A 21,177-nucleotide genomic window follows, 5' to 3' on the forward strand; every position below is an offset into this window, starting at 1 on the left:
CCTAGCCGAAGATGCGGCTGAGTTCCGCCGGCATGCCGCCGGACCCACGAATGCGAACGTAACTGATCCAGACGACGAGGATGCAGATCAGGTAGGGCGTGGTGGCCAGCAGATAGGACGACACGTCGATGCCTTGCGCCTGCAGCCGCAGCACCGCGGCCTCGCTGCCCCCAAAGAGCAGAGCCACGGGCAGCGCGAGGAAGGGATTCCAGCGCGCCGCGATGACCAGCGCAACGGCGACGAGCCCCGCCCCCTTGGTCATGTCCTGCGCCCAGGTCTCGGTGTAGTCGACGCTCAGCACCGCGCCGCCGACACCGGCGAGGAACCCGCCGACCATGATTGCCTGTACCTGGACCAGCCACGGCTTGAGCCCCAGCGCCCGCGCCGTCTCGAAGGATTCGCCGACCGCCCGCCAGCGGAGTCCAGTGCGCGAGCGAAACAGCCACAGGCCGATGATCGGCACCAGCGCCACGGCGATGAGCGTCGTGACGGTGAGTTGCGAGAGGATCTGGTCGAGCAGCGGCACGCCGGTATCGGCGTCACGGACGAGAGGGCCGAAGCCCTCGATCTTCGCGCCGACATAAGCCCGGCCAAAGAAGGAGGTAAGCCCCAGCCCCAGCATCCACACTGCGATGCCGCTGCCGATCTGGTTGGCGCCCGCCCCGAGGCAGAGGCCGGCATGGACCAGCGACAAGGCGAGCCCCGTCATCCCGCCGACAAGCAGCGCCAGCCACGGGTCGCCGAAGGCGCTCGCCGCCGCAAAGCCGGCGCAGGCGCCGACCAGCATCTGCCCCTCGACCCCGAGATTGATCACCGCCGTCCGCTGCACCAGCGTCTCGCCGAGCAGCGCGAAGAGCAGCGGCGTCGTCGCCCGCAGGCTGGCGGCGATCCATGCTCCGGCGAATTCCGCGCCCTCCATCTATCCGGCCCCCGCCCGTTTCCTGGCGATGCCGGCCGCGGCCAGCATCGATGCGAAGAGAAGCCCGAGAAGCACCGTGACGCTCGATGCCGGCACCTTGGCGAAGAGTTGCAACGTGTCGCCGGCGGCGATCAGGCCGCCGATCAGGATCGCCAGCGGGATTGCCCTGAGGAAGCTGTGTCCCGACAGCCAGGCAACGAGAAAGCCGGTCAGCCCGTAGCCGAGCGAAATGCCCGGCTGCAGCCGCCCCTGGATCGCCGAGGTCTCGATGATGCCGGCGATCCCGGCAATCGCACCGCCAATGCCCATCGTCAGAAGCACCATATGGGCGAAACTGAGCCCGGCCATCCGCCCGACGCGTTCGTTGTCGCGCAACACACGGAGGCGCAACCCGACCCGTCCCCGGGCGAAGACAATGTGCAGCACCACCGCGATGAGGACGGCGAGGATCAGGCCGGCATGGGCGCGGGTGCCAAACAGGCCGGGCACGGTCGCCCCGTCCGGAAACGGGATCGTCGCTGGCCAGCCGAGATTGGCAGGATCCTTCCACGGTCCATAGACGACGAAATTGACCAGAAGCACGGCGACATAATTGAGGAGCAGCGTCGTGATCGTCTCGTTGACTCCGAAACGGGCGCGCAGGCCCCCGGCGACAAGGGCGAGCCCCGCGCCGCCGATGGCGCCACCGACCAGCATCGCCGGCAACAAGACCAGGATCGGCGCGCCCGGCATCGCCAGCACGACGCCGGTTCCGACCAGCGCCCCGAGATAGAGCTGGCCGTCCGCGCCGACCGAGATGAGGCCGAGACGCGCCGGCAGGATGACGGCCAGCGCGCAGAAAAGGATCGGCGTGGCCTTCACCAGGCTCTCGGAGATCGAATAGGCGTCGCCGAAGGCATAGACGGCGAGGTCGAGCATCGTCGCGACCGGCGGCTGGCCGATGATCACCAGGAAACCCGATGCGAGAACCACGAAGAAGAGGAGCGCCAGTCCGGGCGCGAGCAACCGCTGCATCACGCCGCCCTGGACTGGCCGCCGGCCATGTACCGGCCGATCTCCGCCGCATTGGTTGCGCCGGGCAGCAGGTCCGCGACGATACGGCCATCGTGGATCACGGCGATACGATCGGCGATGGCGAGCAGATCGTCGATCTCCTCGCCGATCCACAGAACCGCGGCGCCGGCGCTGGCATGATCGACCAGCCGGCCGAGGATCGCCTCGGTGGCGTGCACGTCCAGCCCCATGGTCGGATAGCAGGCGACGATCGCCGCCGGATGCTCGCCCAGTTCCCGCGCCGCAACCAGCTTCTGGAGGTTGCCGCCGGAGAGCGTCGCGGCGCGACGGCCGGGCTCGGGGGGACGCACGTCAAAGGCTTCGAGGCGCGCAGCCGCCGCGGCCGGGTCCGGGAGGGGCGCGCTGGTTGCGAGGCTGCGCAGCGCCAGGTTGCCGGCCAGGTCGAGCGAGCCGACCACGGCGTTGCGGATCGGCTCCTCGGGGATGTAGGCGACCGGCGAGGAAAAGGCCTTGCGCTCCGACCGGCGGGCGACGCTCTCGCCGTCGAGCAAGACCTCGCCGCTTTCCGGAGGCACCAGCCCGGCGACCGTTTCCGCCAACGCCCATTGTCCGTTGCCGGCGACACCGGCGATGCCCAGAATCTCGCCGCGCCGGACTTCGAGATCGACATTCCGCGCCGGCTGGATCCCGCCGCAGCAGAGATCGCGGAGCATCAGTCGCGGCGGACCAAGGCGACGATGGGCCGGACGGCCACGTCGCGCGACGCTCTTGCCGACCATCGCCTCGACGAGTTGATCGTTGGTGCGGTCGCCGATCGCGGCCGCATCGACAAGCTTGCCGCGCCGCATGACTGCGACGCGGTCGGCGCAGGCCCGGACATCGGCAAGCTTGTGGGTGATGATGACCACCGACCGGCCCTGGTCCGCCAGCCCGCGTACGAGACGATGCAGCCGCGCTGCCTCCTGCGGGGTCAAGACCGAGGTCGGCTCGTCGAGGATCACCAGCCGGGCATCGAGATTGAGCACCTTGGCGAGTTCGACCAGTTGTCTCTCGCCAACGGCAAGGTTCCGCACCCGCGTCCCCGGTGCAATCTCGGGCGCGAGGTCGCGAAGCCCCTCCATCGCCGCCTCGTCCTCCGCCCCCGAGCGCCACCGTCCGGCGCGCGGCCAGGCGAGCAGAAGGTTCTCGAGGACGCTCAGCGCCGGCAGCAGGCTGAACTGCTGGAACACCATGCCGATGCCAAGCGCCATGGCGTCGCGCGGCGAATGGATGGTCTGGGGACGGCCGTCGACCTCGATGCTGCCGGCATCGGGCAAGAGGTAGCCATAGGCCAGCTTCATCAGCGTCGACTTGCCGGCGCCATTCTCGCCGAGAAGGGCAACCACCTCGCCCGCCGCGATATCGAGATCAATCGCATCGTTTGCGACGAGATCACGGAAGCGCTTGGTGACGCCTTTTAGCCGGATGAGTGGCGGGGCGGTCATGGCCTGAGCCGGAACACCGCATCGACCTCGACCGCCGCGCATTGCGGCAGGCTCGCCACGCCGACGGCGGTGCGGCAATGCTCGCCGCTCTCGCCGAACAGTTCGACCATCAGGTCCGATGCGCCATTGACGACAAAGGGCACGCTGTCGAAGTCGGGCGCGCAGTTGACGAAGCCGCCGAGCCGAACGCAATGGTCGACCCGATCGAGATCGTCGGTGCAGGCCTGACGGAGCGCCGCGATGAGGTTAAGGGCGCAGATCCGCGCCGCCGACAGGCCGGCATCGAGGTCGTGGTCGACCCCCAGCTTGCCGACGAACTTGACGACGCCGTTCCACTCGCAGACCTGCCCGGCGAGATAGACGAGGTCGCCGGCGCGACGCCACGGCCGGAATTTTGCGATCGGCACCGGCACGTTTGGAAGCTCCAGCGCCAGCGCCCCGAGACGTGCTTCGAACCCGGCTTCACTCATGCGTCGAATGCCGCGATCAGACTGTCGGAGCGGGTGACGAAGCCGAACAGCAGCTTGATATTGTAGAGCGTCGATTGCGTGCAATAGGCAGGCGAGGTCGTCGCCGCGCCATCCTCGATCAGGATGACGTCGTAGCCAAGGAAGCTCGCATCCTCGAGGGTCGTCATCACGCACTGGTCGAGATTGACGCCGCCGATGAACAGCGTCTTGACCCCGAGGTTGCGCAGGATCGCGTCGAGGTCGGTGTCCCAGAAGCCGCTGAAGCGGTGCTTGGTCACCTGGATGTCGCCACCTCCGGCGTTCAGTTCGTCGACGACTTCCGCGCCCCAACTCCCCTTGCGAAGGATTTCGGAGCGGGTGCCGGGCACCGGCGAGCCGAGGTCGACCGCGTCGCCGGTGGGGTTGTGGGCATGGCGGAGCGACGGGGCGATGTTGAGCAGGTCCTTGCGCACCCCCCAGTTCACCCAGATCACCGGCACCGCCTCCGCGCGGAACCGCTCGACCAGCCGCGACAACGGCGCGATCGGCGCCCGGTTGGGCGTGATGTCGATCCCGCGACTGTCCATCCATCCGCCCTTTGTGCAGAAGTCGTTCTGCATGTCGACGATGACCAGCGCCGACTTGTTGGCGTCGGCCACCACATTCTGCGGTTCCGCCGCGATCCCGAGGCGCCGGACCGGTGGCGCCGGACGGGTCATGTCGACCTCGCCGGCGCTCACCTGCCAGTCCTGGGATGGTGTCGCTCCCATCCGTTTCATCCGGCGTCCCCTAGCTCGTCGATCCGATGACGCCCTTGACGAGGAAGTCGGTCGTCTCGATCGCCTCCGGTGTCATCGCCTCGCCTTCCGGCACGACGACGCTGCCATCCTGGCGCAGAATCGGGCCGGTGAACACGGCCTGCTCGCCCGCCACGATCTTGTCCTTCAGCGCCATCACCGAGGCCTGGACATCCTCAGGCACCACCGGGCCGAACGGATCGAGCACGGCGTTGCCGCTGGCAAGGTCGCCGCGCACATGGCTCGGTTCCCAGGTCCCCGCATCGATCTCCTTGACGAGGTCGACCATCATCGGTCCCCAGTCCCACGACACGCCGGTCAGCCAGGCGTCGCCGGCCCGGTCGCTGATATCGACATCCTTGCCGATGACATAGACATCGCGCTTGAGCGCCGTCTCGGCAATGGTAATCGGCGAGTCGACCTGTTCGGCGATGACATCGATGCCCTGGTCGGCAAAGGCGTTGACCGCCTCGGCTTCCTTCTGCGGTTCCCACCAGCCGCCGGTCCACACCACCGTCGTAGTCGCGTCGGGATTGACGCTCTGGGCGCCGAGGGTGAAGGCGTTGATCGACCGCAGAAGCTGCGGAATCTGGAAGGCGCCGACGAAGCCGAGCTTGCCGGTCTTGCTCACCGATCCGGCGACGACTCCGGCGAGATACATGCCTGCGTCGCTGTCCGCCCAGTAGGTGCCGACATTGGCGGAGGTCTTGAGGCCGCCGGCATGGAGAAAGGCGACCTCGGGGTATTTCTCGCCAAGCTTGATGGCGTGATCGAGATAACCGTAGCTGGTGGCGAAGATGATGTTGTGACCGGAATTGATCAGCCGTTCCATCACCCGTTCGACCTCGGCGGTCTCGGGAATCGCCTCGAAGGCCGTGGTCTCGACGCCGTCGATCTGCTCCTCGACATACTTGCGGCCGAGATCCATCGACATGTTGTAACCGTAGTCGGCGGCCGGCCCGACATAGATGAAGCCGATCTTGTCGGCGGCCCATGCCGGCCCGGCCAGACCCGCGATCAGTCCCGACGCAACGATCGCGCCCGTCAGCAGTTTGCGCATGCTGAACCCTCTTTCGCTCGTGGGTCGCTCGGAAGTAAACGACCGCTTACTTACTAGCAATCAGCGTGCCAGCCGGAGATTGGCAGAAATCCGCCAGAAAGCGCCGAGAGGGCCTGCCCGCAGTTTGGGCACAGGCAACCGGAGTGATCAACCGACGCGCAAGAAACGCTCGATCATCTGGCGGGCATCGCGCCTTTGACGCTCCCGCCACGGCCCCCGGGCCAGGTCCTCGTCGAAGATCGCGGAAAGCGTCGGCGCGTTGGAGAGGTGAAAATAGGAGAGCGCCACCATCATCACGTAGAGGCGCAGGGGATCGACGCTCTTGCGCACCGTGCCATCGGCGACGCCGCGCTTGACCAGCGTCTGGATGAGCTTCGGCACAGGCGAGGACATCGCCGGGATCACGCCCGACTGTTTCAGATAGCGCGCCTGCATCAGGTTCTCGGCGCTGAGCAGGCTGATCAGCTGCGGGTTGGCGTCGAAATGATCGTGGATGAAATCGAAAAGCTGCAGCAGGCCGACCAGCGGCTCGGTGACGTCGACATCGAGCTTGAGTTCGGCGGCGCGCAGGTCGGCCATCGCCGCTTCCAGCACGGCGATGTAGAGACCGCTCTTGCTGCCGAAGTAGTGATAGACCATGCGGACATTGGTGTCGGCCTGTTCGCAGATCCGGCCGACCCGGGCTCCCGCAAAGCCATGGCGCGCGAATTCAAGCCGGGCGGCGGCGAGCAGTGCGTCACGGTTGGCGCCGGGCTCCGCGCCGCCGTCGCCATTGCGCGGCGGCCGGCCCATGCGCGGCTGGCTGACCTTGCGTTTGCTGACGCCTGTTGCTTTCGGTGACAACGCCCTGATGCTCGATCATTCCCGCCCGCGACGGCTCGTTCTTAGGCGAAGCGTCGGCCTGCGCCAATAGGAAGGCAACGGGCGACCGCGCGCAGCGGGCGTCTCAACTCGGCCTGAGCGCCGCGATCGCGTCCGCATCGAGATAGCGAACATGGAGCCCGCGGGTCACGATGGAGAGCCGCGCCGCCTCCTCCAGTTCCTCGATGGCGAACACCGCGCGATCGAGATCGCTCGCCGATACGACCGGCCCGTGATTGCCGAGCAGGACCGCGGCGCTGGGTGCCGTTTCCTTGATCAGCGCCGCGACCTCCGACGATCCGGGGCGGGTATAGGGAACGACCGGCACCTGGCCGACCCGCATGACGACATACGGCGTCATCGGCAGAAGCGCATTTGCCGGGTCGACGTCCTTCAGGCAGGAAACCGCGGTGGCATGGGTCGAGTGGAGATGAACCACCGCACCGGCCTCGGGTCGCGATTCGTAGAAGGCGAAATGGAGCGGCAATTCCTTGGTCGGCGGATCGCCGGAAACCGGCGCGCCAGCGGCGTCGAGCTTCGACAGCCGGTCGGCTTCGAGAAAGCCGAGGCAGGAATTGGTCGGCGTGAACAGGTAACCGTCGTCGAGCTTCACCGAGATGTTGCCCGACGAGCCGCTGGTCAGGCCGCGCTCGAACATCGAGCGGCCCCATTTGACCATGGCCGCGCGGATCGTCGCCTCGCTCATGGGGTCTCCATCGCCCTGAGGGCTTTCTCGAAGAAGTCGGTGGCGCCGAAATTGCCGCTCTTCAGCGCCAGCCCCAGCATCGGATCACCATCGCTGACCAGCGCCGGGACGCCCGGATCGATCTCGCCGCCGATGCGGAGCGTGTCGAGGTGGAGCGCGGTGATCACCGCGCCGGAGGTTTCACCGCCGCCGACCGCCAGCCGGCGAACGCCCTTTGCGACCAGCCCGGCGGCAAGCTCGCCGAAGAAGGTCTCGATCGCGCCGGCGACCATCTCGCGGCCGTACTGGTCCTGCGCTGCAGAGACTGTCTCCGGCGCCGCCGTCGAGGTAACCATGGGCAGATCCGCCAGATTGGTTTCGACGAAGCCGAGCGCCTCGGCGACGGACATCCGGCCCTCGACCAGATCCCCGGGCAGGATGGTCAGCGTCGGGTGGCCGGCCGCATAGGCGGCGACCTGCGCCTGCGTCGCGGTCGAGCATGACCCGGAAAGGGCGCAGCCGGGCCCGGTGACGGCCGGCACCTTGGCCGCCGCGCCGCCGAGCAGTCCCTGGCGCTCGAAATTCCGCGGCAGACCAAGGGCGATCCCCGAGCCACCGGTGATCAGCACCGCCCCGTCCAGCGCCTCGCCGAGACTGAAGAGGTCCTCGTCGACAATGGCGTCGGCGACGATCAGCCGTCGCCCGGCAGCGGTCTCGCGGTCGAGCCCGGCCCGGATCGCCTCCGCCCCTGCCCGCACGGTCGGATAGGAAACCAGCCCGACGCCAACCCTGGTCTGGCGCGCCAGCCATCGCCCGATATCCGGATCGGTCATCGGGTTGAGCGGGTGCTTTTCCATGCCGGACTCGCTGAGCAGCCGGCCGTTGACGAAGAGGTGCCCCATGTAGAGCGTCCGCCCGGTCGTGGGAAAGACAGGACAGACCACGGCCGACGGTGCGTCGAGCGCGGCAAGCAGCGCTTCCGCCACAGGCCCGATATTGCCCTCCGGCGTCGAATCGAAGGTCGAGCAGTATTTGAACAGGAACTGTCGGCACCCTTGCGCCTTGAGCCACTCCAGCGCCGCGAGCGATTGGGCCACGGCATCGGATGCGGCGATCGACCGGGTCTTCAGCGCCACGACGCCGGCCTCGCAGTCGGCCGGCGCGGATTTGCCGGGGACGCCGACGAACTGGACCGTCGCCATGCCGCCCTTGGCCAGCGTGTTGGCAATGTCGCTGGCGCCGGTGAAATCGTCGGCGATTACCCCCAGAAGCATGGCGTCACCCTGGGTGTGGAGGCAATGAAGGAGAAACAAGACATCAAGAACCAGCCCCGGTCTTGGCCGGACGCGAACTGTCGCACCGGCGTGAATCACGATTGGACCCGGCGAACCTAGCGATATCGATCGAAATGGAGAAGGTCATGCGGGCCGAAGCGGAGGTACCGCCGAGAGGACGGGGCTCGTTTTTCGGGCGTAGGCTTCCCATTTCAATGAAACCGCGACACGATCCCGCCAATCATCGGGCCTTGCCCACCGGCCGAATTGCCTGGCGAGACGCCGCACCAACCGAGGAGACCGAACGTGAAGCGTGCATCTGCAAAATCGAAGAGAACGGCCCCGCTCAAGACGCCGACCGGGCTCGGCGCCAATGCGACCAGGGACATTGCCGCCGCGCTGACCACGCTGCTGGCGGATGTCTTCACCCTCTACATGAAGACCAAGAACTTCCATTGGCATGCCTCGGGGCCGCATTTCCGCGACTACCACCTGATGTTCGACGAGCAGGCTGCGCAGATCCTCGCGACAACCGACGACATCGCCGAGCGGGCGCGCAAGGTCGGAGGCCCGACGCTGAAATCGATCGGGCAGATCTCCAAGCTCCAGCGGATCGACGACAATGACGCGGACTACGTGACACCGCTCGACATGCTCGCCGAACTTCGCGACGACAACATGCGGCTCGCGACCTTCATGCGCGAGACCCATGCCGTCTGCGACGAGCACGGAGACGTGGGAACCGCGAGCATGCTGGAGAATTGGATCGACGAAGCGGAACGGCGCATCTGGTTCCTGTTCGAGACCGGCCGCCAGACCGAAGGCTGACCGGGCCGACAATCACAGACACGGGGAAAGAGCACGATGGTCAAAGTCACCTACGAAATCGTCGAACACGACGGCGGTTGGGCCTACAAGGTCGGCGACGTCTTCTCCGAAACCTTCCCGTCACACGACGCGGCGCTGGCTGCCGCCCGACGGGCCGCCATGGAGCAGCAGATTCCGGGCACCTCCACCGGAATCTCCTGGGAGGACAAGCAGGGCAAGTGGCACGAGGAACTGGCAAAGGGCGATGATCGGCCGGAGACCGAGGTCAAGGGCTGACGATCCAACGGTTGCCGGGAAGTCCCGGCAGCCGTTTCGCCCTCACCCCGCGAGCCTGGCCAACAGCAATTCCGCCGCCTTCACGGCGAAGGCGTCGGCGTTGATGTCCTCATCCATTTCGACAATCTCGACATTGGCCCCAAGCGTCGCCCGCAGCGCGTCGAAGAGGGCCGCATCGGCTTGCGGGTCGTGGAACGGTTGCCCCGCGACGTCGATCAGCGAGACCCCGCCCTTCGGGATCATGAAGACCGTCGGCCCCGTGGCCCGGCTCAGCTTCCTGCCGACGATCCGGCCGAGTTCGGCATTCTCCTCCACCGTGGTGCGCATCAGCGTCACCTGCGGATTGTGCCGGTAGAACAGCCGGTCCCTGAACGCTTCCGGGACGGTTTCGGGCGCCCCGAAATTCACCATGTCCAGGGCGCCGGCGGACACCACCTGTGGAATGCCGGCCTCGCCCACCGCTTCAAGCCGGTCGGGCCCGGCGCTCAACACGCCGCCGACCAGTTCGTCGGCGAGTTCGGTCGTCGTCAGGTCGAGGACCCCGGCGATATAGCCGCCCCGCACCAGCTCCTCCATGCTGCGGCCACCGGTGCCGGTCGCGTGGAAGACGAGGACCTCGTAGCCGGCCGCCTCCAGCACCTCCCTCGCCCGGGTAACGCAGGGCGTGGTGACGCCGAACATCGTGGCGGCGATCAGCGGGCGATCGCCAGTATCCGCAGGCAGGGGAGCGGAAACCATCCCGACGATTGCGCCCGCCGCATTGGTGAGGATCCGCGACGACAGGCGGTTGATGCCGGCAATGTCGACGATCGACGGCATCATGGTGATGTCCTTGACGCCGACATAGGCGCTGACGTCGCCCGATACGAGCGTCGAAACCATCAGTTTCGGCACGCCAACCGGCAGGGCGCGCATGGCCGCCGTGCCGACCGCCGTGCCGCCACCGCCGCCCATCGAGATGATGCCGTCGATCCGGCCTTCTTCATGGAGCCGGCCAGCCACCACCGCTGCCCCCTCGGCCATCACTGCCAGCGCCCGGCCGCGATCCCTCTCCGCGACCAGCGTGGCGAGATCGGACCCGCCCGCCTCGGCCACTTCGGCTGCGCGAATCTCCGGCGTGAAATGGGGCGGCCCGAGCACCCCGACATCGATAACCAGGGTCGCCGCGCCCTGCGCTTCGATCTGCTTTTTCAGGAAGGCGAATTCGACGCCTTTCGAATCGAGCGTTCCCAGAATTGCGACGACCTTGCGTGCCATGGCACCATCTCCTCCCCTCGCAGGCGAATCCCTACCAGAGAGATGCCGTGAACCACCTCTTCGATCAACTCCGCGCCCGGATGCCCGAGCCGGGCCGCCCGTTCATGGAGACCCAAGCGCGCGGCACACTCAGCTACGCGGACATGCTCGCAGGCTCCGCGCGGCTTGCCCACGCCCTGACCGAAGCCGGTGTCGTGCCCGGCGACCGCGTCGCCGTCCAGGTCGAGAAGAGCCCCGAGGCGATCCTGCTCTATCTCGCCTGCGTGCGGGCCGGCGCCATTTTCCTGCCGCTGAATACCGGCTACACGCTGACCGAACTCACCTATTTCTTTGGCGATGCCGAGCCACGCCTTATCGTCTGCACACCGGAGATGGCGACCGACATCCGCTCCACGGCCCCGACCGCCGTGGTCGAGACGCTGGATGCCCACGGCGAGGGATCGCTGATAAGGCGGGCCGGACACATGCCGTCGGACTACGCGGATGTCGGTCGCGGCCCCGACGACCTCGCCGCCATCCTCTATACCTCCGGCACCACTGGACGCTCCAAGGGCGCGATGCTCTCGCACGAGAACCTCGCCTCCAATGCCCGGACACTGGTCGAGGCCTGGCGCTTCACCGGCAACGACGTACTGATCCATGCCCTGCCGGTCTTCCACACCCACGGGCTGTTCGTCGCCACCAACACCATCCTCTTCGCCGGCGCGTCGATGATCTTCCAGTCGCGCTTCGACGCCGGCGACGTCCTCGCCGCGATGCCGCGCGCCACATGCCTGATGGGCGTGCCGACCTTCTACGTGCGCCTTCTGCAGCAGCCCGGCCTGACCCGCGAGGCGACCGCCCATATGCGGCTCTTCGTTTCCGGCTCGGCGCCGCTGCTGGCCGACACCCATGCCGAGTGGCGCGACAGGACGGGCCACGCGATCCTCGAGCGCTACGGCATGACCGAGACCAACATGAACACCTCGAACCCCTATGACGGCGAGCGGATCGCCGGCACCGTCGGACCGCCCCTGCCGGGCGTCGCGCTCCGCGTCACCGATCCCGAGACTGCGGCGCCGCTCGCCGATGGCGAGATCGGCATGATCGAGGTCCGGGGTGCGAACGTCTTCTCGGGTTACTGGCGGATGCCGGAAAAGACGCTGGCGGAGTTCCGCGACGACGGTTTCTTCATCACCGGCGACCTCGGACGGATCGACGCGCAGGGCTATGTGTCGATTGTCGGCCGCGGCAAGGACCTCGTTATCAGCGGCGGCTTCAACGTATATCCCAAGGAAGTCGAGACCGCGATCGACGAACTCACCGGCGTCGCCGAAAGCGCGGTCATCGGCCTGCCCCATCCGGATTTTGGCGAAGCCGTGACGGCCGTCGTCGTACTGCAGGAAGGCGCAGACCTCACAGAGGCCGATATCTGCACCCCACTGGCCGCCAACCTCGCCCGCTACAAGCAGCCGAAGCGTGTCATCTTTGTCGACGAATTGCCGCGCAACACCATGGGCAAGGTGCAGAAGAACCTGCTCCGCGACCGGCTCGCCGGCCTCTATGCAGGCGAATAGCAAATTCGCGACAGGTCGCAGCAGACTCCAGACCTGAACTCCGCAAAAGACCTCAGCCGCCGAGCCGCCGCCCGACATCGACAAGGCGGGCAAGTTCGCCCTCTTCCTCGCTGGTCAGGTCGATGAGCGGTGGCCGGACCGGCCCTGCTGGCTGGCCGACGATCCGCATCCCTGCCTTGACGATAGATACCGCGTACCCCCTGGCGCGATTGCGAAGCGCGATGTACGGAAAAAAGAAGTCGCCGAGGATCGCATTGACCATCGCCGCATCGCCGTCGCGCGCCGCGTCGTAAAAGCGGCAGGCGAGGTCCGGCAGGAAATTGTAGATCGCCGACGAATAAGTCGAGACGCCGATGCTGAAATAGGGCAGCGCCAGCATCTCGGCGGTCGGCACGCCGCCGACATACACAAGCCGGTCGCCGATGCCCTTCACGATCCGGGTCAGTGCATCGAGGTCGCCGACGCCATCCTTGTAGCCGATCAGGTTCGGACAGGTTTCGGCGAGCCGCGCGACGCTCGCTTCCGTGTAAACGCCGTTGTCGCGGCCATAGAGGATCACCCCGATATCGATCGCGTTCGCCACCGCCTGGACGTGACGAACAAGGCCAGCCTGTTCGGCATTCATCAGGTAGGGCGGCAGCAGCAGGATCGCCGCAGCGCCGGAATCCGCCGCCGACCGGGCGAATTCGACCGCCATCGCCGTGCCGTAGCCACAACCGGCGATCACCGGAACCCGCCCCTCGGCCGCTTCCACCGCCGCGCGGACGACTTGGCCATATTCCTCAAGGGTCAGCGAGAAGAATTCACCGGTGCCCCCGGCCGCGAAGAGCGCAACGGCGCCGGCATTGGCCTGGCGGGCGACATGGCCCTGGTAGGCGTCGATATCGAGCGCGCCCTCGGGCCCGAAGTGGGTGACCGGAAACGACAGGAGCCCACCGCCGATCCTTGATGCCAGGTCGGAGAGCGAAGTGGTCATTGGCGGGGTCCCTGGGGCTTTCGTTCTGAGACGGACGTCGCGGGCTGCCGTTTGAACAAACCCGGCGACGGGAACGCCCCCTCACGGCGGCTCCCGCTGGCGATGATAGGGAAAAAAAATTTGTACGACAACTTTTGAATGGCGAGGGGAGCGGAAATCCTGACGCGAGCGTCATGCCGCCCGCTCGCCGATCTTCAGGTCTGGGACCGGACGAACTTCACGTTCCAGATCGCGGCCATGATACGGGCCGTGTCATCGAGGGTCGGTTGCGGCAAATCGATGGTTTCCGGCATGTCGGCCATGTCGGCGGTGTCGAACAGGTCGTCGGAGCCGAAGCAATCCTGGGCAAGGGCCCGGTTGCCGGCTTCGAAATGCGACAGGAACGCTTCCGCCTCCGCGCGGGTGACCGGCTTGCCGCGACCGGGAAACAGTTCGCCGGCGATCCCGCCGACGCCGCGAATGCCGGCCTTGTCGTATCCGTGGCGGTTCCAGGCGAGGTTGAACCGCCGCAGTACTTCCAGCGCGATCGGATCGAGAGACGGGTTTTCAGGCTCGACCTTGAAGCTGCGCGCCGTGTCCTCGTCAGCGAGGCCCGCCTGCACCAGGAAGTCGACGATGACGTCGCCCGCGATCAGGCGCGGCTTCTCGAAACGGTGGAGGTGGAAGGACTTGGCATCAAAGACGGATGTCCACAACCGGAAGATCCGGTTGAAGTCGAAGGCGACGAAATCCCGGCCGCCCTCCTCGTAGGGAGGAAAGACGTTCTCCCGAATGCCGCCAACCTTGATGACGGTGGAATACATGCTGCGCATCAAGAGGTCCTGCCGCCGGACATAGAAGTGAATATCGACGGCATCGAAGAACTCGGCGAGGAAGGCCTTGAGCCGCTCGACCTCGGCGATGGTCTGGAGGCGCGACAGGTGCTCGTTGACGATGACCACCGTCTGCGCGGTCTTTCCCGCCGCCTTGATCTGCCTGGCGAGGTCGCGGCGGAAGGTCTGGCGGAAAGCCTCGATCGTCGCGTCGTCGGTCAGCCCGAGGCGACGCTTGCGGATATCCATCCGCTCGTTGTCCATCGCGAAGCAGGAAATCTTGACGTGCTTCAACCCGTGGAGAAGCCGGGGATAGACGATCTGCCGGGCTTCGAGCGTCTCGCCATGCTCGGCCAGGGCGCGCTGGATCGACGTCGTTCCGGTCTTCTCGGATCCGATGTGAAGAACGCATTTCATTCTTCGCCACCTCCCGCCTTCCCGGTCAAAGCGCCGAAACGCGCCGGTCGATCGCGCCGGACAGCGTCTCGATATGCGGCACGAGTTCGAGCCACTGACGATCGACCTTGTCGAGAAACTCTGTCGCGGCCGCGTCGCCAACCAGGGCCCAGTAGTTGTTCGGGTCGACATCGAACGGCGGCGCGGCTTCCATGCGAGCGGTTCGTTGCGCCGCATCGAGGATTGCCCGCCCCTCGGCGCTTCGCCTCGCCTCGACCGCCACCCGCCGCATCGCGGACCGATTGCGAGTCGCTTCCAGCGGCAGCCTCGGAAAGACCAGACGCGACCGTGGCCGCGTCGAGAAATTGACGGCAAGCGAACCGGCCGCAAGCGCATAGGCAAACAGCCGGGCGCTCTTGGCTTCGAGGCTGCGCAGGGTGAGATTGTCGCGCAACGGATCGGCCTCGCCCTTTCCGTAGAAATGCGTCTCGTCGTCGTCGTCGTAGATCATGTCACAGGCGGAAAAGCCGATCAGCGCCGGCTTGAGATAACGCACCGCCCAGTAGCCGGCATTGAACGCCATCGTCGAACCGCAGAACAACAGTCCCCCGGCGCTGGCCACATGCTTGAGGTAGTTGATCTCCCGCACCAGCGCGCCGCGATAACCCTCCGGCGGACGGTTCTCGTCGGGAAAATTGCGCGGGAAGACGACGTAGTCGAAGTCATCCCTGATCCGCCAGGCGTTGTTGACGGCGACGGCCGTCAGGCCACCGAGATCGCGATCGCGCAGCGCCACCACATCGGGTGCGCTGCCGGCTAGGAGTACGAAGCGCTGCCGCGCCAGGCGCGACCACGGCCAGCGGCCGGCCGCGGTATCAAAGGCTGTAGTTGCGCCGGTCACGCGCCGGATCCCCGCCGATCCATCAGGATGCGGTCTGGCGCTGGGCAATCGCCTGGAGGCGGCGATAGATCGCATATTCCGGCTCGAGCGCTTCCCGGACCCGCGCCAGTTCGGCTTGGTCCATCTGCTCGGTGACGCTGCGCGACGAGACCTTGGACACGTGAACCTTCGCATACATCGACTCGGCGATGGCCGGATCGGCGCCGCAGAGCGCGCAGATTTCCCGAACGAAGGACAGCGTGTCATCGATCTCGCGCACGATACCGACATTCTTGTCGATCTGGTCGAGATAGTCAGGCGACTGGAAGTAATAGACATAGTTCCACTTCAGGTGCCGGATGCCCTTGAAGGCGAACAGGGCCGCCGATTTCTGGCGTTCGTCGTCGGACACCAGCGCGGCCAGGAGCTGCTGTGGATCGCTGAAGAAAGCGTAGGCAACGGCCTCCTCGGTGCTCCAGATGTGGTTCCGCCGGGGACGCCCCATCCGCATCCGGCTGAGGAAGCCGCTGACGATGCGTTCGATCGGATCCCGGATGACCAGGTGGATCTTGATCTCGGGAAAGAGCTTGACGATTTCTTCCGCCATCCACGGATGGTTGAACTTCGTCGGAACTCGCTCACGACCGATTTCCTTGCTCAACTTGCCGAAGAATTGGCCAATTCCGGACCCACCGGTCTTCGGGACATGAAGAAAGCAGTCGGCCTTTGATCGCGCCGACTGGAGCCTCAGATTCTTCTCGTGGCTTTTCTTCATGAAATTCAATGCCTTGGAGCAAGCGACCGCGGCGCCTGCCGCGACGGCAATCTGCCAAACTCGTCAGTCGGTTACAAGGCGCGACCTGACGGGGCTCGCCAGACCCCGGCGCATCTCAGGAGCCGGACTGCCGGGGCCGTCCGGCCTGGCCGCGCCGGCTTCCCTACCGCTTCTTGCCGTCCTTCAAGGCAGCGGCGGACATCTCGATCGCGGCGGCGACAAGTTCGGAGGCTGCAGGCGTTTCGGATCGCACAGCCGGGGCGACCGGAGCTTCGAAGATCGTCCGGCCACCAAAGAAGTCTGCCGAGAGCCTGTCGATCTCATCGCGAAGCGACGCAGTCAGTCGGGCGGCTTCGTCGGCGGTCAACCGCTGCCCGGAGCCCTTGAACTTGCGCGATACAAAGCGCCGATAGAAGCCGGGTCGAGCCTCACCGGCCTCCGCATACCGTCGATTGACCGCGAGGAGCAGGTGCTGGCCCAGCGGCGCGATCGACGTGTTGGCCGATTTTCCGCCACTGGCGTCAGACGGCGCAATGTCGATACCGAGGATCGCGTGGAGGAAATCGAGGACCACATCCTCGCGATGAAGCAGCGGTCGGCTGAACTCGCGCACCGTTACTGCATCGGCACCGAACACGTCGCGCCACAGGCTGAGCTTCGTCCAGTAGGACAGCGCCTGACGCTGATGGGCCGCAAAGTCGGCGAGATCCCTGGTGCCGCCCATCTTCAGGTGCGTCGAATAGGAGCTTTCGACGAAACTGGTCGGGGCCCTCACGTAAGCGACGATCCGGACCCGATCGAAATGGCGGGAGAGAAAAGCCTTTAACGTGCCGACAAGCGCTTCGGTCGACAGGAATAGGTACAGGGCCTCGTCGGAAATGACGACGCGGTCGGGCGTGGCGACCTTCATCTCAGCTTCGAAAGACTCGAGGAAATTCTGCCGATAGCGCTCCCTGTCGGCGGTGGTCTTCAGGTTCAGGACCTTGTCGAAACCGGCGCCGGCGCGGTCGACGGGCAGCACCGAGAGGACCAGCCCCCGCTGTCGGCGTTGCTTGCCCACCTCCCGTCCCGTCACCGGGTAGAGGACGCCGTGCTCTGCCAGAAGCGCCTCGTTTCCAGCGAGGAACTTCTGGATCGAGGTCGTCCCGGTCTTCGGCGTCCCGATGTGGAGAATGGCTTCCAAGTTTCGCCTCTTTCACGGCAACAGGCGGCACGAACTCCGGGTCGGTCCGGGGCCGGGCGGCGCCAACGGGTCCCGAACCGATCGGATTCCGGCCCGTGGCCCGCAGTTTCCGCAGCCTCGACCCTGCCGTCCATGCCAACTAGCCCCGACGGGGGTGCATGGTCTAGAAAGAAGCGCACGTCAACGGCGGCCTTCAGCGCGCCGCGAACCAAGAGAATGTCGCAAGTCGATGATCGCCAGCTTCGAGCACAACTTCATATTCATCAAGACCCGCAAGACAGGGGGAACGACCGTCGAGATCGCGCTGACGCCGTCCTGCGGGCCCCGCGATATCCTGACGCCGATCACGATGGAAGACGAACTGCTCCGGCTCCAGGAAGGCAAGGTGGCCGCCCGCAACTATGTCGACGACCCGGCGCTCGAAGCCGAAATCGCCGCCGCCGTGCTCCAGCAGGATGCCGCCAGGGTTCGCAAGCTGAAACGCCGGTCCGGACGCCAGGGCGGGCTGCACAATCACTCCCCGGCAAGCAAGATCCGGAGCAAGCTGCCAAAGGACTTCTGGGACAAGGCGTTCAAGTTCACGGTGGAGCGCCACCCCTATGAAAAGGTCGTCTCCGGTGTCTACTGGGGCAGCCGCAACGACAGCCCAGACGATTTCTCCAAGCTCATCGACGAGAAGGTGGCCAAGCGGCCGGAAGACCTGAAGCTTTATTCCATCGGCGACGATGTGGTCGTGGACGAAATCCTGAGGCAGGAGACCCTGGAGGCCGATCTCGCCCGGCTCGCCGAGAAGTTCGGCCTGGAGTTGCCGCCGCGCCTTCCCAAGGCAAAAGGTGCCTTCCGGATGGATCGCCGCCCCGCCCACGAGATCCTCACCCCGGCGCAGAAGGCGGTCATCTACGAGCGCCACCGCAAGACATTCGACCTGCTCGGCTACGAGCCCTGAGGCAAGACTCCGGCGCAGCCGAGCGACCGGCTCGATTCCCCTGGTCGAAGGTTTGTATTGCCGGGCTCTCCTTCGTATGACCGGGAGAGCAACACGGGAAACGAAATGCTGGTTTCGAACAGGTACCGCTTCATCCTCATCAAGACGCGCAAGACGGCCGGCTCCAGCCTGGAGGGGCTGCTCCAGCCGTTCTGCGTGCCCGATGGCTTTCAGGTGAGCCACAGCGCCGATGAAATCGTCACGGACGCTGGCATCGTCGGTGCCCGAGCCGGCGGCGAGAGCAGCCGAGGCCATGGCGCCCACATGTCGGCGAAGGGGATCCGCAAGGCGGTGGGTCCCGGGACCTTCGATTCCTTCACCAAGATCGTTCCGGTCCGCGACCCCTTCGACAAGGTCGTATCCTGGTACTGGCACGTCATGCCGCAGGACACCAAGGATCGCGTCTCGCAGGATTTCGCCGACGCCCGATCCCTCTTCCGCGACTGGCTGCGCATGCGGCCGTCGCTCAATACCGACGAGAAATTCTACAAGGTCGGCAAGCGCCCGTTCGACTGCTTCCTTGTTCGCTACGAGCACCTCTCCGAGGACATCGAGTCGCTGTCCCGCAAGCTCGGCGTTCCCCTCGACCTCAAGTCGCTGCCGCAGTGGAAGACCGCCACCCGGCTCCACCGGGATCGCGATACCGCGGAATATTACGACAAGCGTACGGCCGACATCGTCCGAAGCAAGTTCGCCTACGATTTCGACAATTTCGGCTACGATAGAAACAGCGTCCATCCCGCCCGGTCGCACGCCGACGCCGCCGATTCGCCGGCCTGATCAACAGCTCGAACTCAAAGCGCGGTTCACGATGCCCCTGTGCAGAATCCTCGATCGACTGGTCCTCTTCGTCCATATCCCGAAGGCCGGGGGAACGAGCATCGAGCGCTTTCTTGCCGCGTCCGGGCAGATAGCGCTCCTCCATGGCCGCAAGATCCGCGGCATGAACATGACTCCGCAGCACATCCATGCCGCGATCTACGAGAAGATCCTGCCGGAACAATTCTACGACTATTCCTTCTGCGTCGTGAGGAACCCCTTCGACCGCCTCGCCAGCGAATACATCATGCGCGACGCCTCGGAGCATTCCTTCGACGACTGGGTGAGCAACATATTCAAGGAATACGCCACCGATCCGTTCATCCACGACAATCACATCCGGCCGCAGTCGGAATTCCTGCTGCCGAGCATCGAGGTCTTTCGCTTCGAGGACGGAATCCGCAACATCCTCAGCCGGGTCGCCCTGCATCTCGATCTCGAGCCGCCGACCGGCGACGTCCACCAGCGCAAGAGCCCGCCGACCCAGATCACCGCGTCGGAGGAGACGTTGCGGCTCATCGAGGACTTTTATGCGGTCGACCTGAAGGCCTTTGGCTATAGCCGCGAGAATTCGGTCCGCTTCGGTCGCGGACCGGACCGGAAGCCGGAAGACACCGAGGTCCTGCAGCCCTGGAACCGCCCGGCCAAACCATCGAACGGTTCAGGCAAGCCGCTCTCCATCGCCATCTTCGTTCCGTGGATCACGAAGGGTCGCGGCGGGACCGAGAGCGTCGGCGCGATGGTCGCCAACGGCATGGCGGAGCGCGGTCATGCGGTGAACATCCACACCTTCGACGACGGTCACGGCGAGCCGACATGGCCGCTCCGTCCGGAAATCTCCGTCAGTTGGCATCCGGAAACGGATTCGGAGGCCTCCGACAGCCAGCTCCTGATGGAACTCGCCCTCCAGGCGCCGGATGTCATCGTCGGCCTGCATATGAACCGCGCCTGCTTCCGCTATGTCTACTGCTCCTACAAGCTCAACTGCCCGGTTCTGCTGTCGGAGCACACCGATCCGAATTTCGCCGATGAGACCGGGGTCCTGCTCAACGCCGAGCGCGAGCGCATCTTTGCCGGTGCCGACCGCATCCACCTGCTGACCGACGATTTCCGCGACGAGCTTCCGCCGCATCTTCGGCTGCGGGCAACGGTCATTCCGAACACCGTCACCCCGGCCCGGCGCCAGGCCGACCCGGTTGGCGAGGAGGGGCAGATCAAGACCATTCTCTGCGTCGCCCGGCTGGTTCCCCGCAAGAATGTCGGAACCCTCGTCGCAGCGTTCGCCAGGGTCGCCGCCGCCGATCCGGATTGGCAATTGCGGATCGTCGGCTACGGCGCGCAGCTTGACCCGCTGCGGGCGCAGGCCGACATGCTCGGGGTCGGCTCGCGCGTGATCTTCGAGGGCCGCAAGGAGAATGCGTACCCCTTCTACGAGACCGCGCAACTGGTGGTCCTGCCCTCCTACGCGGAAGGCCTGCCGCTGGCGCCGCTGGAAGCGATGGCGCATGGTCTTCCGAGCATCGGATTCAGCGACTGCAGCGGCATCCCCATCCTGATCGATAACGGCGTCACCGGGCTCCATGTCGCGCGCGAAGACCAGGTCGAGAGCCTTGCCGAGGGTATCGGGCGTCTGATGCAGGATCCGGCGCTGCGGTCATCGATGGGTATCGCCGCCAAGGCCCGCTACGACACGATGTTCGCCCCGAATCTCGTCCTCGATCGCTGGGAGTCGCTGATTCAGCAAACAGCCGCCGCGCGGCCGCAATCCTTCTCGATCAAGGCCATTTCGGGCGCCATCGAGTCGCGCGTTGCGATCCAGTCAGCGCTGGAAGTCGGGCCGACCCGCTACTTCGCCGGAATGAGTCCCGCCGCCGAAAACTAGGCGACGCGT

The 21,177-nt window shown here is 65.8% G+C and carries 21 protein-coding genes; 6 read left to right on the forward strand and 15 right to left on the reverse strand.

Going from position 1 to position 21,177, the window contains the following annotated elements:
- Position 1: 1 nt before the first annotated feature.
- The 9 genes from BLT60_RS21575 to otnK form a co-directional block, all read right to left on the reverse strand.
- Positions 2-919, reverse strand: coding sequence for an ABC transporter permease (locus tag BLT60_RS21575; protein WP_090880140.1), 918 nt, complete (start codon positions 917-919; stop codon positions 2-4).
- Positions 920-1,933: an ABC transporter permease gene (locus BLT60_RS21580; RefSeq protein ID WP_139167922.1), complete on the reverse strand. Its 1,014-nt coding sequence runs from the start codon at positions 1,931-1,933 to the stop codon at positions 920-922.
- Positions 1,933-3,417 carry an ABC transporter ATP-binding protein gene (locus tag BLT60_RS21585; protein WP_175478579.1) on the reverse strand — a complete coding sequence of 495 codons (1,485 nt, stop codon included), beginning with the start codon at positions 3,415-3,417 and terminating at the stop codon, positions 1,933-1,935. The genes BLT60_RS21580 and BLT60_RS21585 overlap by 1 nt, the downstream gene beginning before the upstream one ends.
- Entirely contained in the window at positions 3,414-3,887 is a 474-nt protein-coding gene (locus BLT60_RS21590; RefSeq protein ID WP_090880149.1) for a RidA family protein, read from the reverse strand. The genes BLT60_RS21585 and BLT60_RS21590 overlap by 4 nt, the downstream gene beginning before the upstream one ends.
- Entirely contained in the window at positions 3,884-4,645 is a 762-nt protein-coding gene (locus tag BLT60_RS21595; RefSeq protein ID WP_090880152.1) for a cysteine hydrolase family protein, read from the reverse strand. Before BLT60_RS21595 ends, BLT60_RS21590 begins: the two co-directional genes overlap by 4 nt.
- Before the next feature lie 10 nt (positions 4,646-4,655).
- On the reverse strand, positions 4,656-5,723 hold the full coding sequence (locus BLT60_RS21600) for a BMP family ABC transporter substrate-binding protein (protein WP_090880154.1): 1,068 nt from the start codon (positions 5,721-5,723) through the stop codon (positions 4,656-4,658).
- 147 nt (positions 5,724-5,870) lie between these two features.
- A complete protein-coding gene (locus BLT60_RS21605; RefSeq protein ID WP_090880157.1) occupies positions 5,871-6,566 on the reverse strand; it encodes a TetR/AcrR family transcriptional regulator in 696 nt (231 codons plus the stop codon).
- 103 nt (positions 6,567-6,669) lie between these two features.
- Positions 6,670-7,290, reverse strand: coding sequence for a 3-oxo-tetronate 4-phosphate decarboxylase (gene otnC / locus BLT60_RS21610; protein ID WP_090880160.1), 621 nt, complete (start codon positions 7,288-7,290; stop codon positions 6,670-6,672).
- Positions 7,287-8,543, reverse strand: coding sequence for a 3-oxo-tetronate kinase (otnK, locus tag BLT60_RS21615; protein WP_090880163.1), 1,257 nt, complete (start codon positions 8,541-8,543; stop codon positions 7,287-7,289). The genes otnC and otnK overlap by 4 nt, the downstream gene beginning before the upstream one ends.
- Positions 8,544-8,849: 306 nt before the next feature.
- Between otnK and BLT60_RS21620 the strand changes: the two genes are divergently transcribed.
- On the forward strand, positions 8,850-9,371 hold the full coding sequence (locus BLT60_RS21620) for a Dps family protein (protein ID WP_090880165.1): 522 nt from the start codon (positions 8,850-8,852) through the stop codon (positions 9,369-9,371).
- A gap of 36 nt (positions 9,372-9,407) precedes the next feature.
- A complete protein-coding gene (locus tag BLT60_RS21625; protein ID WP_090880168.1) occupies positions 9,408-9,647 on the forward strand; it encodes a DUF2188 domain-containing protein in 240 nt (79 codons plus the stop codon).
- 42 nt (positions 9,648-9,689) lie between these two features.
- Here BLT60_RS21625 and BLT60_RS21630 read toward each other — a convergent pair whose 3' ends face one another.
- Entirely contained in the window at positions 9,690-10,904 is a 1,215-nt protein-coding gene (locus tag BLT60_RS21630; RefSeq protein WP_090880171.1) for a Tm-1-like ATP-binding domain-containing protein, read from the reverse strand.
- Positions 10,905-10,951: 47 nt separating this feature from the next.
- Here BLT60_RS21630 and BLT60_RS21635 point away from each other — a divergent pair, with 47 nt between their 5' ends.
- A complete protein-coding gene (locus BLT60_RS21635; RefSeq protein ID WP_280138947.1) occupies positions 10,952-12,460 on the forward strand; it encodes a malonate--CoA ligase in 1,509 nt (502 codons plus the stop codon).
- A gap of 52 nt (positions 12,461-12,512) precedes the next feature.
- Here BLT60_RS21635 and kdgD read toward each other — a convergent pair whose 3' ends face one another.
- The 5 genes from kdgD to BLT60_RS21660 form a co-directional block, all read right to left on the reverse strand.
- Positions 12,513-13,436, reverse strand: coding sequence for a 5-dehydro-4-deoxyglucarate dehydratase (gene kdgD / locus BLT60_RS21640; RefSeq protein WP_090880174.1), 924 nt, complete (start codon positions 13,434-13,436; stop codon positions 12,513-12,515).
- 194 nt (positions 13,437-13,630) lie between these two features.
- On the reverse strand, positions 13,631-14,665 hold the full coding sequence (locus BLT60_RS21645) for a hypothetical protein (protein ID WP_090880177.1): 1,035 nt from the start codon (positions 14,663-14,665) through the stop codon (positions 13,631-13,633).
- Positions 14,666-14,690: 25 nt separating this feature from the next.
- The gene (locus BLT60_RS21650) at positions 14,691-15,545 is read right to left on the reverse strand and encodes a hypothetical protein (RefSeq protein ID WP_139167923.1); all 855 of its coding nucleotides are present in this window, start codon (positions 15,543-15,545) and stop codon (positions 14,691-14,693) included.
- A gap of 22 nt (positions 15,546-15,567) precedes the next feature.
- The gene (locus BLT60_RS21655; RefSeq protein ID WP_090880183.1) at positions 15,568-16,299 is read right to left on the reverse strand and encodes a sulfotransferase family 2 domain-containing protein; all 732 of its coding nucleotides are present in this window, start codon (positions 16,297-16,299) and stop codon (positions 15,568-15,570) included.
- Between the two features lie 163 nt (positions 16,300-16,462).
- Complete coding sequence (locus tag BLT60_RS21660; protein ID WP_090880185.1) at positions 16,463-17,482, reverse strand: hypothetical protein; 1,020 nt, start codon at positions 17,480-17,482, stop codon at positions 16,463-16,465.
- A 229-nt stretch (positions 17,483-17,711) separates the two neighbouring features.
- Between BLT60_RS21660 and BLT60_RS21665 the strand changes: the two genes are divergently transcribed.
- From BLT60_RS21665 to BLT60_RS21670, 3 genes are all read left to right on the forward strand, one after another.
- Positions 17,712-18,428, forward strand: coding sequence for a hypothetical protein (locus BLT60_RS21665; protein WP_090880188.1), 717 nt, complete (start codon positions 17,712-17,714; stop codon positions 18,426-18,428).
- A 105-nt stretch (positions 18,429-18,533) separates the two neighbouring features.
- Positions 18,534-19,247, forward strand: a complete 714-nt coding sequence (locus BLT60_RS24180) for a sulfotransferase family 2 domain-containing protein (protein ID WP_139167924.1) — start codon at positions 18,534-18,536, stop codon at positions 19,245-19,247.
- Between the two features lie 31 nt (positions 19,248-19,278).
- The gene (locus BLT60_RS21670) at positions 19,279-21,168 is read left to right on the forward strand and encodes a glycosyltransferase (RefSeq protein WP_139167925.1); all 1,890 of its coding nucleotides are present in this window, start codon (positions 19,279-19,281) and stop codon (positions 21,166-21,168) included.
- Positions 21,169-21,177 lie beyond the last annotated feature (9 nt).

This window comes from Bauldia litoralis (assembly GCF_900104485.1).
GTDB lineage: Bacteria > Pseudomonadota > Alphaproteobacteria > Rhizobiales > Kaistiaceae > Bauldia > Bauldia litoralis.

Excerpts from the sequence above, each read along its gene's own strand:
- BLT60_RS21590 (WP_090880149.1), bottom strand. The coding sequence starts at position 3,887 with ATGAGTGAAGCCGGGTTCGAAGCACGTCTCGGGGCGCTGGCGCTGGAG.
- otnK (WP_090880163.1), bottom strand. The coding sequence starts at position 8,543 with ATGCTTCTGGGGGTAATCGCCGACGATTTCACCGGCGCCAGCGACATT.
- BLT60_RS21585 (WP_175478579.1), bottom strand. The coding sequence starts at position 3,417 with ATGACCGCCCCGCCACTCATCCGGCTAAAAGGCGTCACCAAGCGCTTC.
- otnC (WP_090880160.1), bottom strand. The coding sequence starts at position 7,290 with ATGAGCGAGGCGACGATCCGCGCGGCCATGGTCAAATGGGGCCGCTCG.
- BLT60_RS21665 (WP_090880188.1), top strand. The coding sequence starts at position 17,712 with ATGATCGCCAGCTTCGAGCACAACTTCATATTCATCAAGACCCGCAAG.
- BLT60_RS21625 (WP_090880168.1), top strand. The coding sequence starts at position 9,408 with ATGGTCAAAGTCACCTACGAAATCGTCGAACACGACGGCGGTTGGGCC.
- BLT60_RS21670 (WP_139167925.1), top strand. The coding sequence starts at position 19,279 with ATGCCCCTGTGCAGAATCCTCGATCGACTGGTCCTCTTCGTCCATATC.
- BLT60_RS21575 (WP_090880140.1), bottom strand. The coding sequence starts at position 919 with ATGGAGGGCGCGGAATTCGCCGGAGCATGGATCGCCGCCAGCCTGCGG.
- BLT60_RS24180 (WP_139167924.1), top strand. The coding sequence starts at position 18,534 with ATGCTGGTTTCGAACAGGTACCGCTTCATCCTCATCAAGACGCGCAAG.
- BLT60_RS21630 (WP_090880171.1), bottom strand. The coding sequence starts at position 10,904 with ATGGCACGCAAGGTCGTCGCAATTCTGGGAACGCTCGATTCGAAAGGC.
- BLT60_RS21580 (WP_139167922.1), bottom strand. The coding sequence starts at position 1,933 with ATGCAGCGGTTGCTCGCGCCCGGACTGGCGCTCCTCTTCTTCGTGGTT.
- BLT60_RS21595 (WP_090880152.1), bottom strand. The coding sequence starts at position 4,645 with ATGAAACGGATGGGAGCGACACCATCCCAGGACTGGCAGGTGAGCGCC.
- BLT60_RS21655 (WP_090880183.1), bottom strand. The coding sequence starts at position 16,299 with ATGAAGAAAAGCCACGAGAAGAATCTGAGGCTCCAGTCGGCGCGATCA.
- BLT60_RS21645 (WP_090880177.1), bottom strand. The coding sequence starts at position 14,665 with ATGAAATGCGTTCTTCACATCGGATCCGAGAAGACCGGAACGACGTCG.
- BLT60_RS21600 (WP_090880154.1), bottom strand. The coding sequence starts at position 5,723 with ATGCGCAAACTGCTGACGGGCGCGATCGTTGCGTCGGGACTGATCGCG.
- kdgD (WP_090880174.1), bottom strand. The coding sequence starts at position 13,436 with ATGACCACTTCGCTCTCCGACCTGGCATCAAGGATCGGCGGTGGGCTC.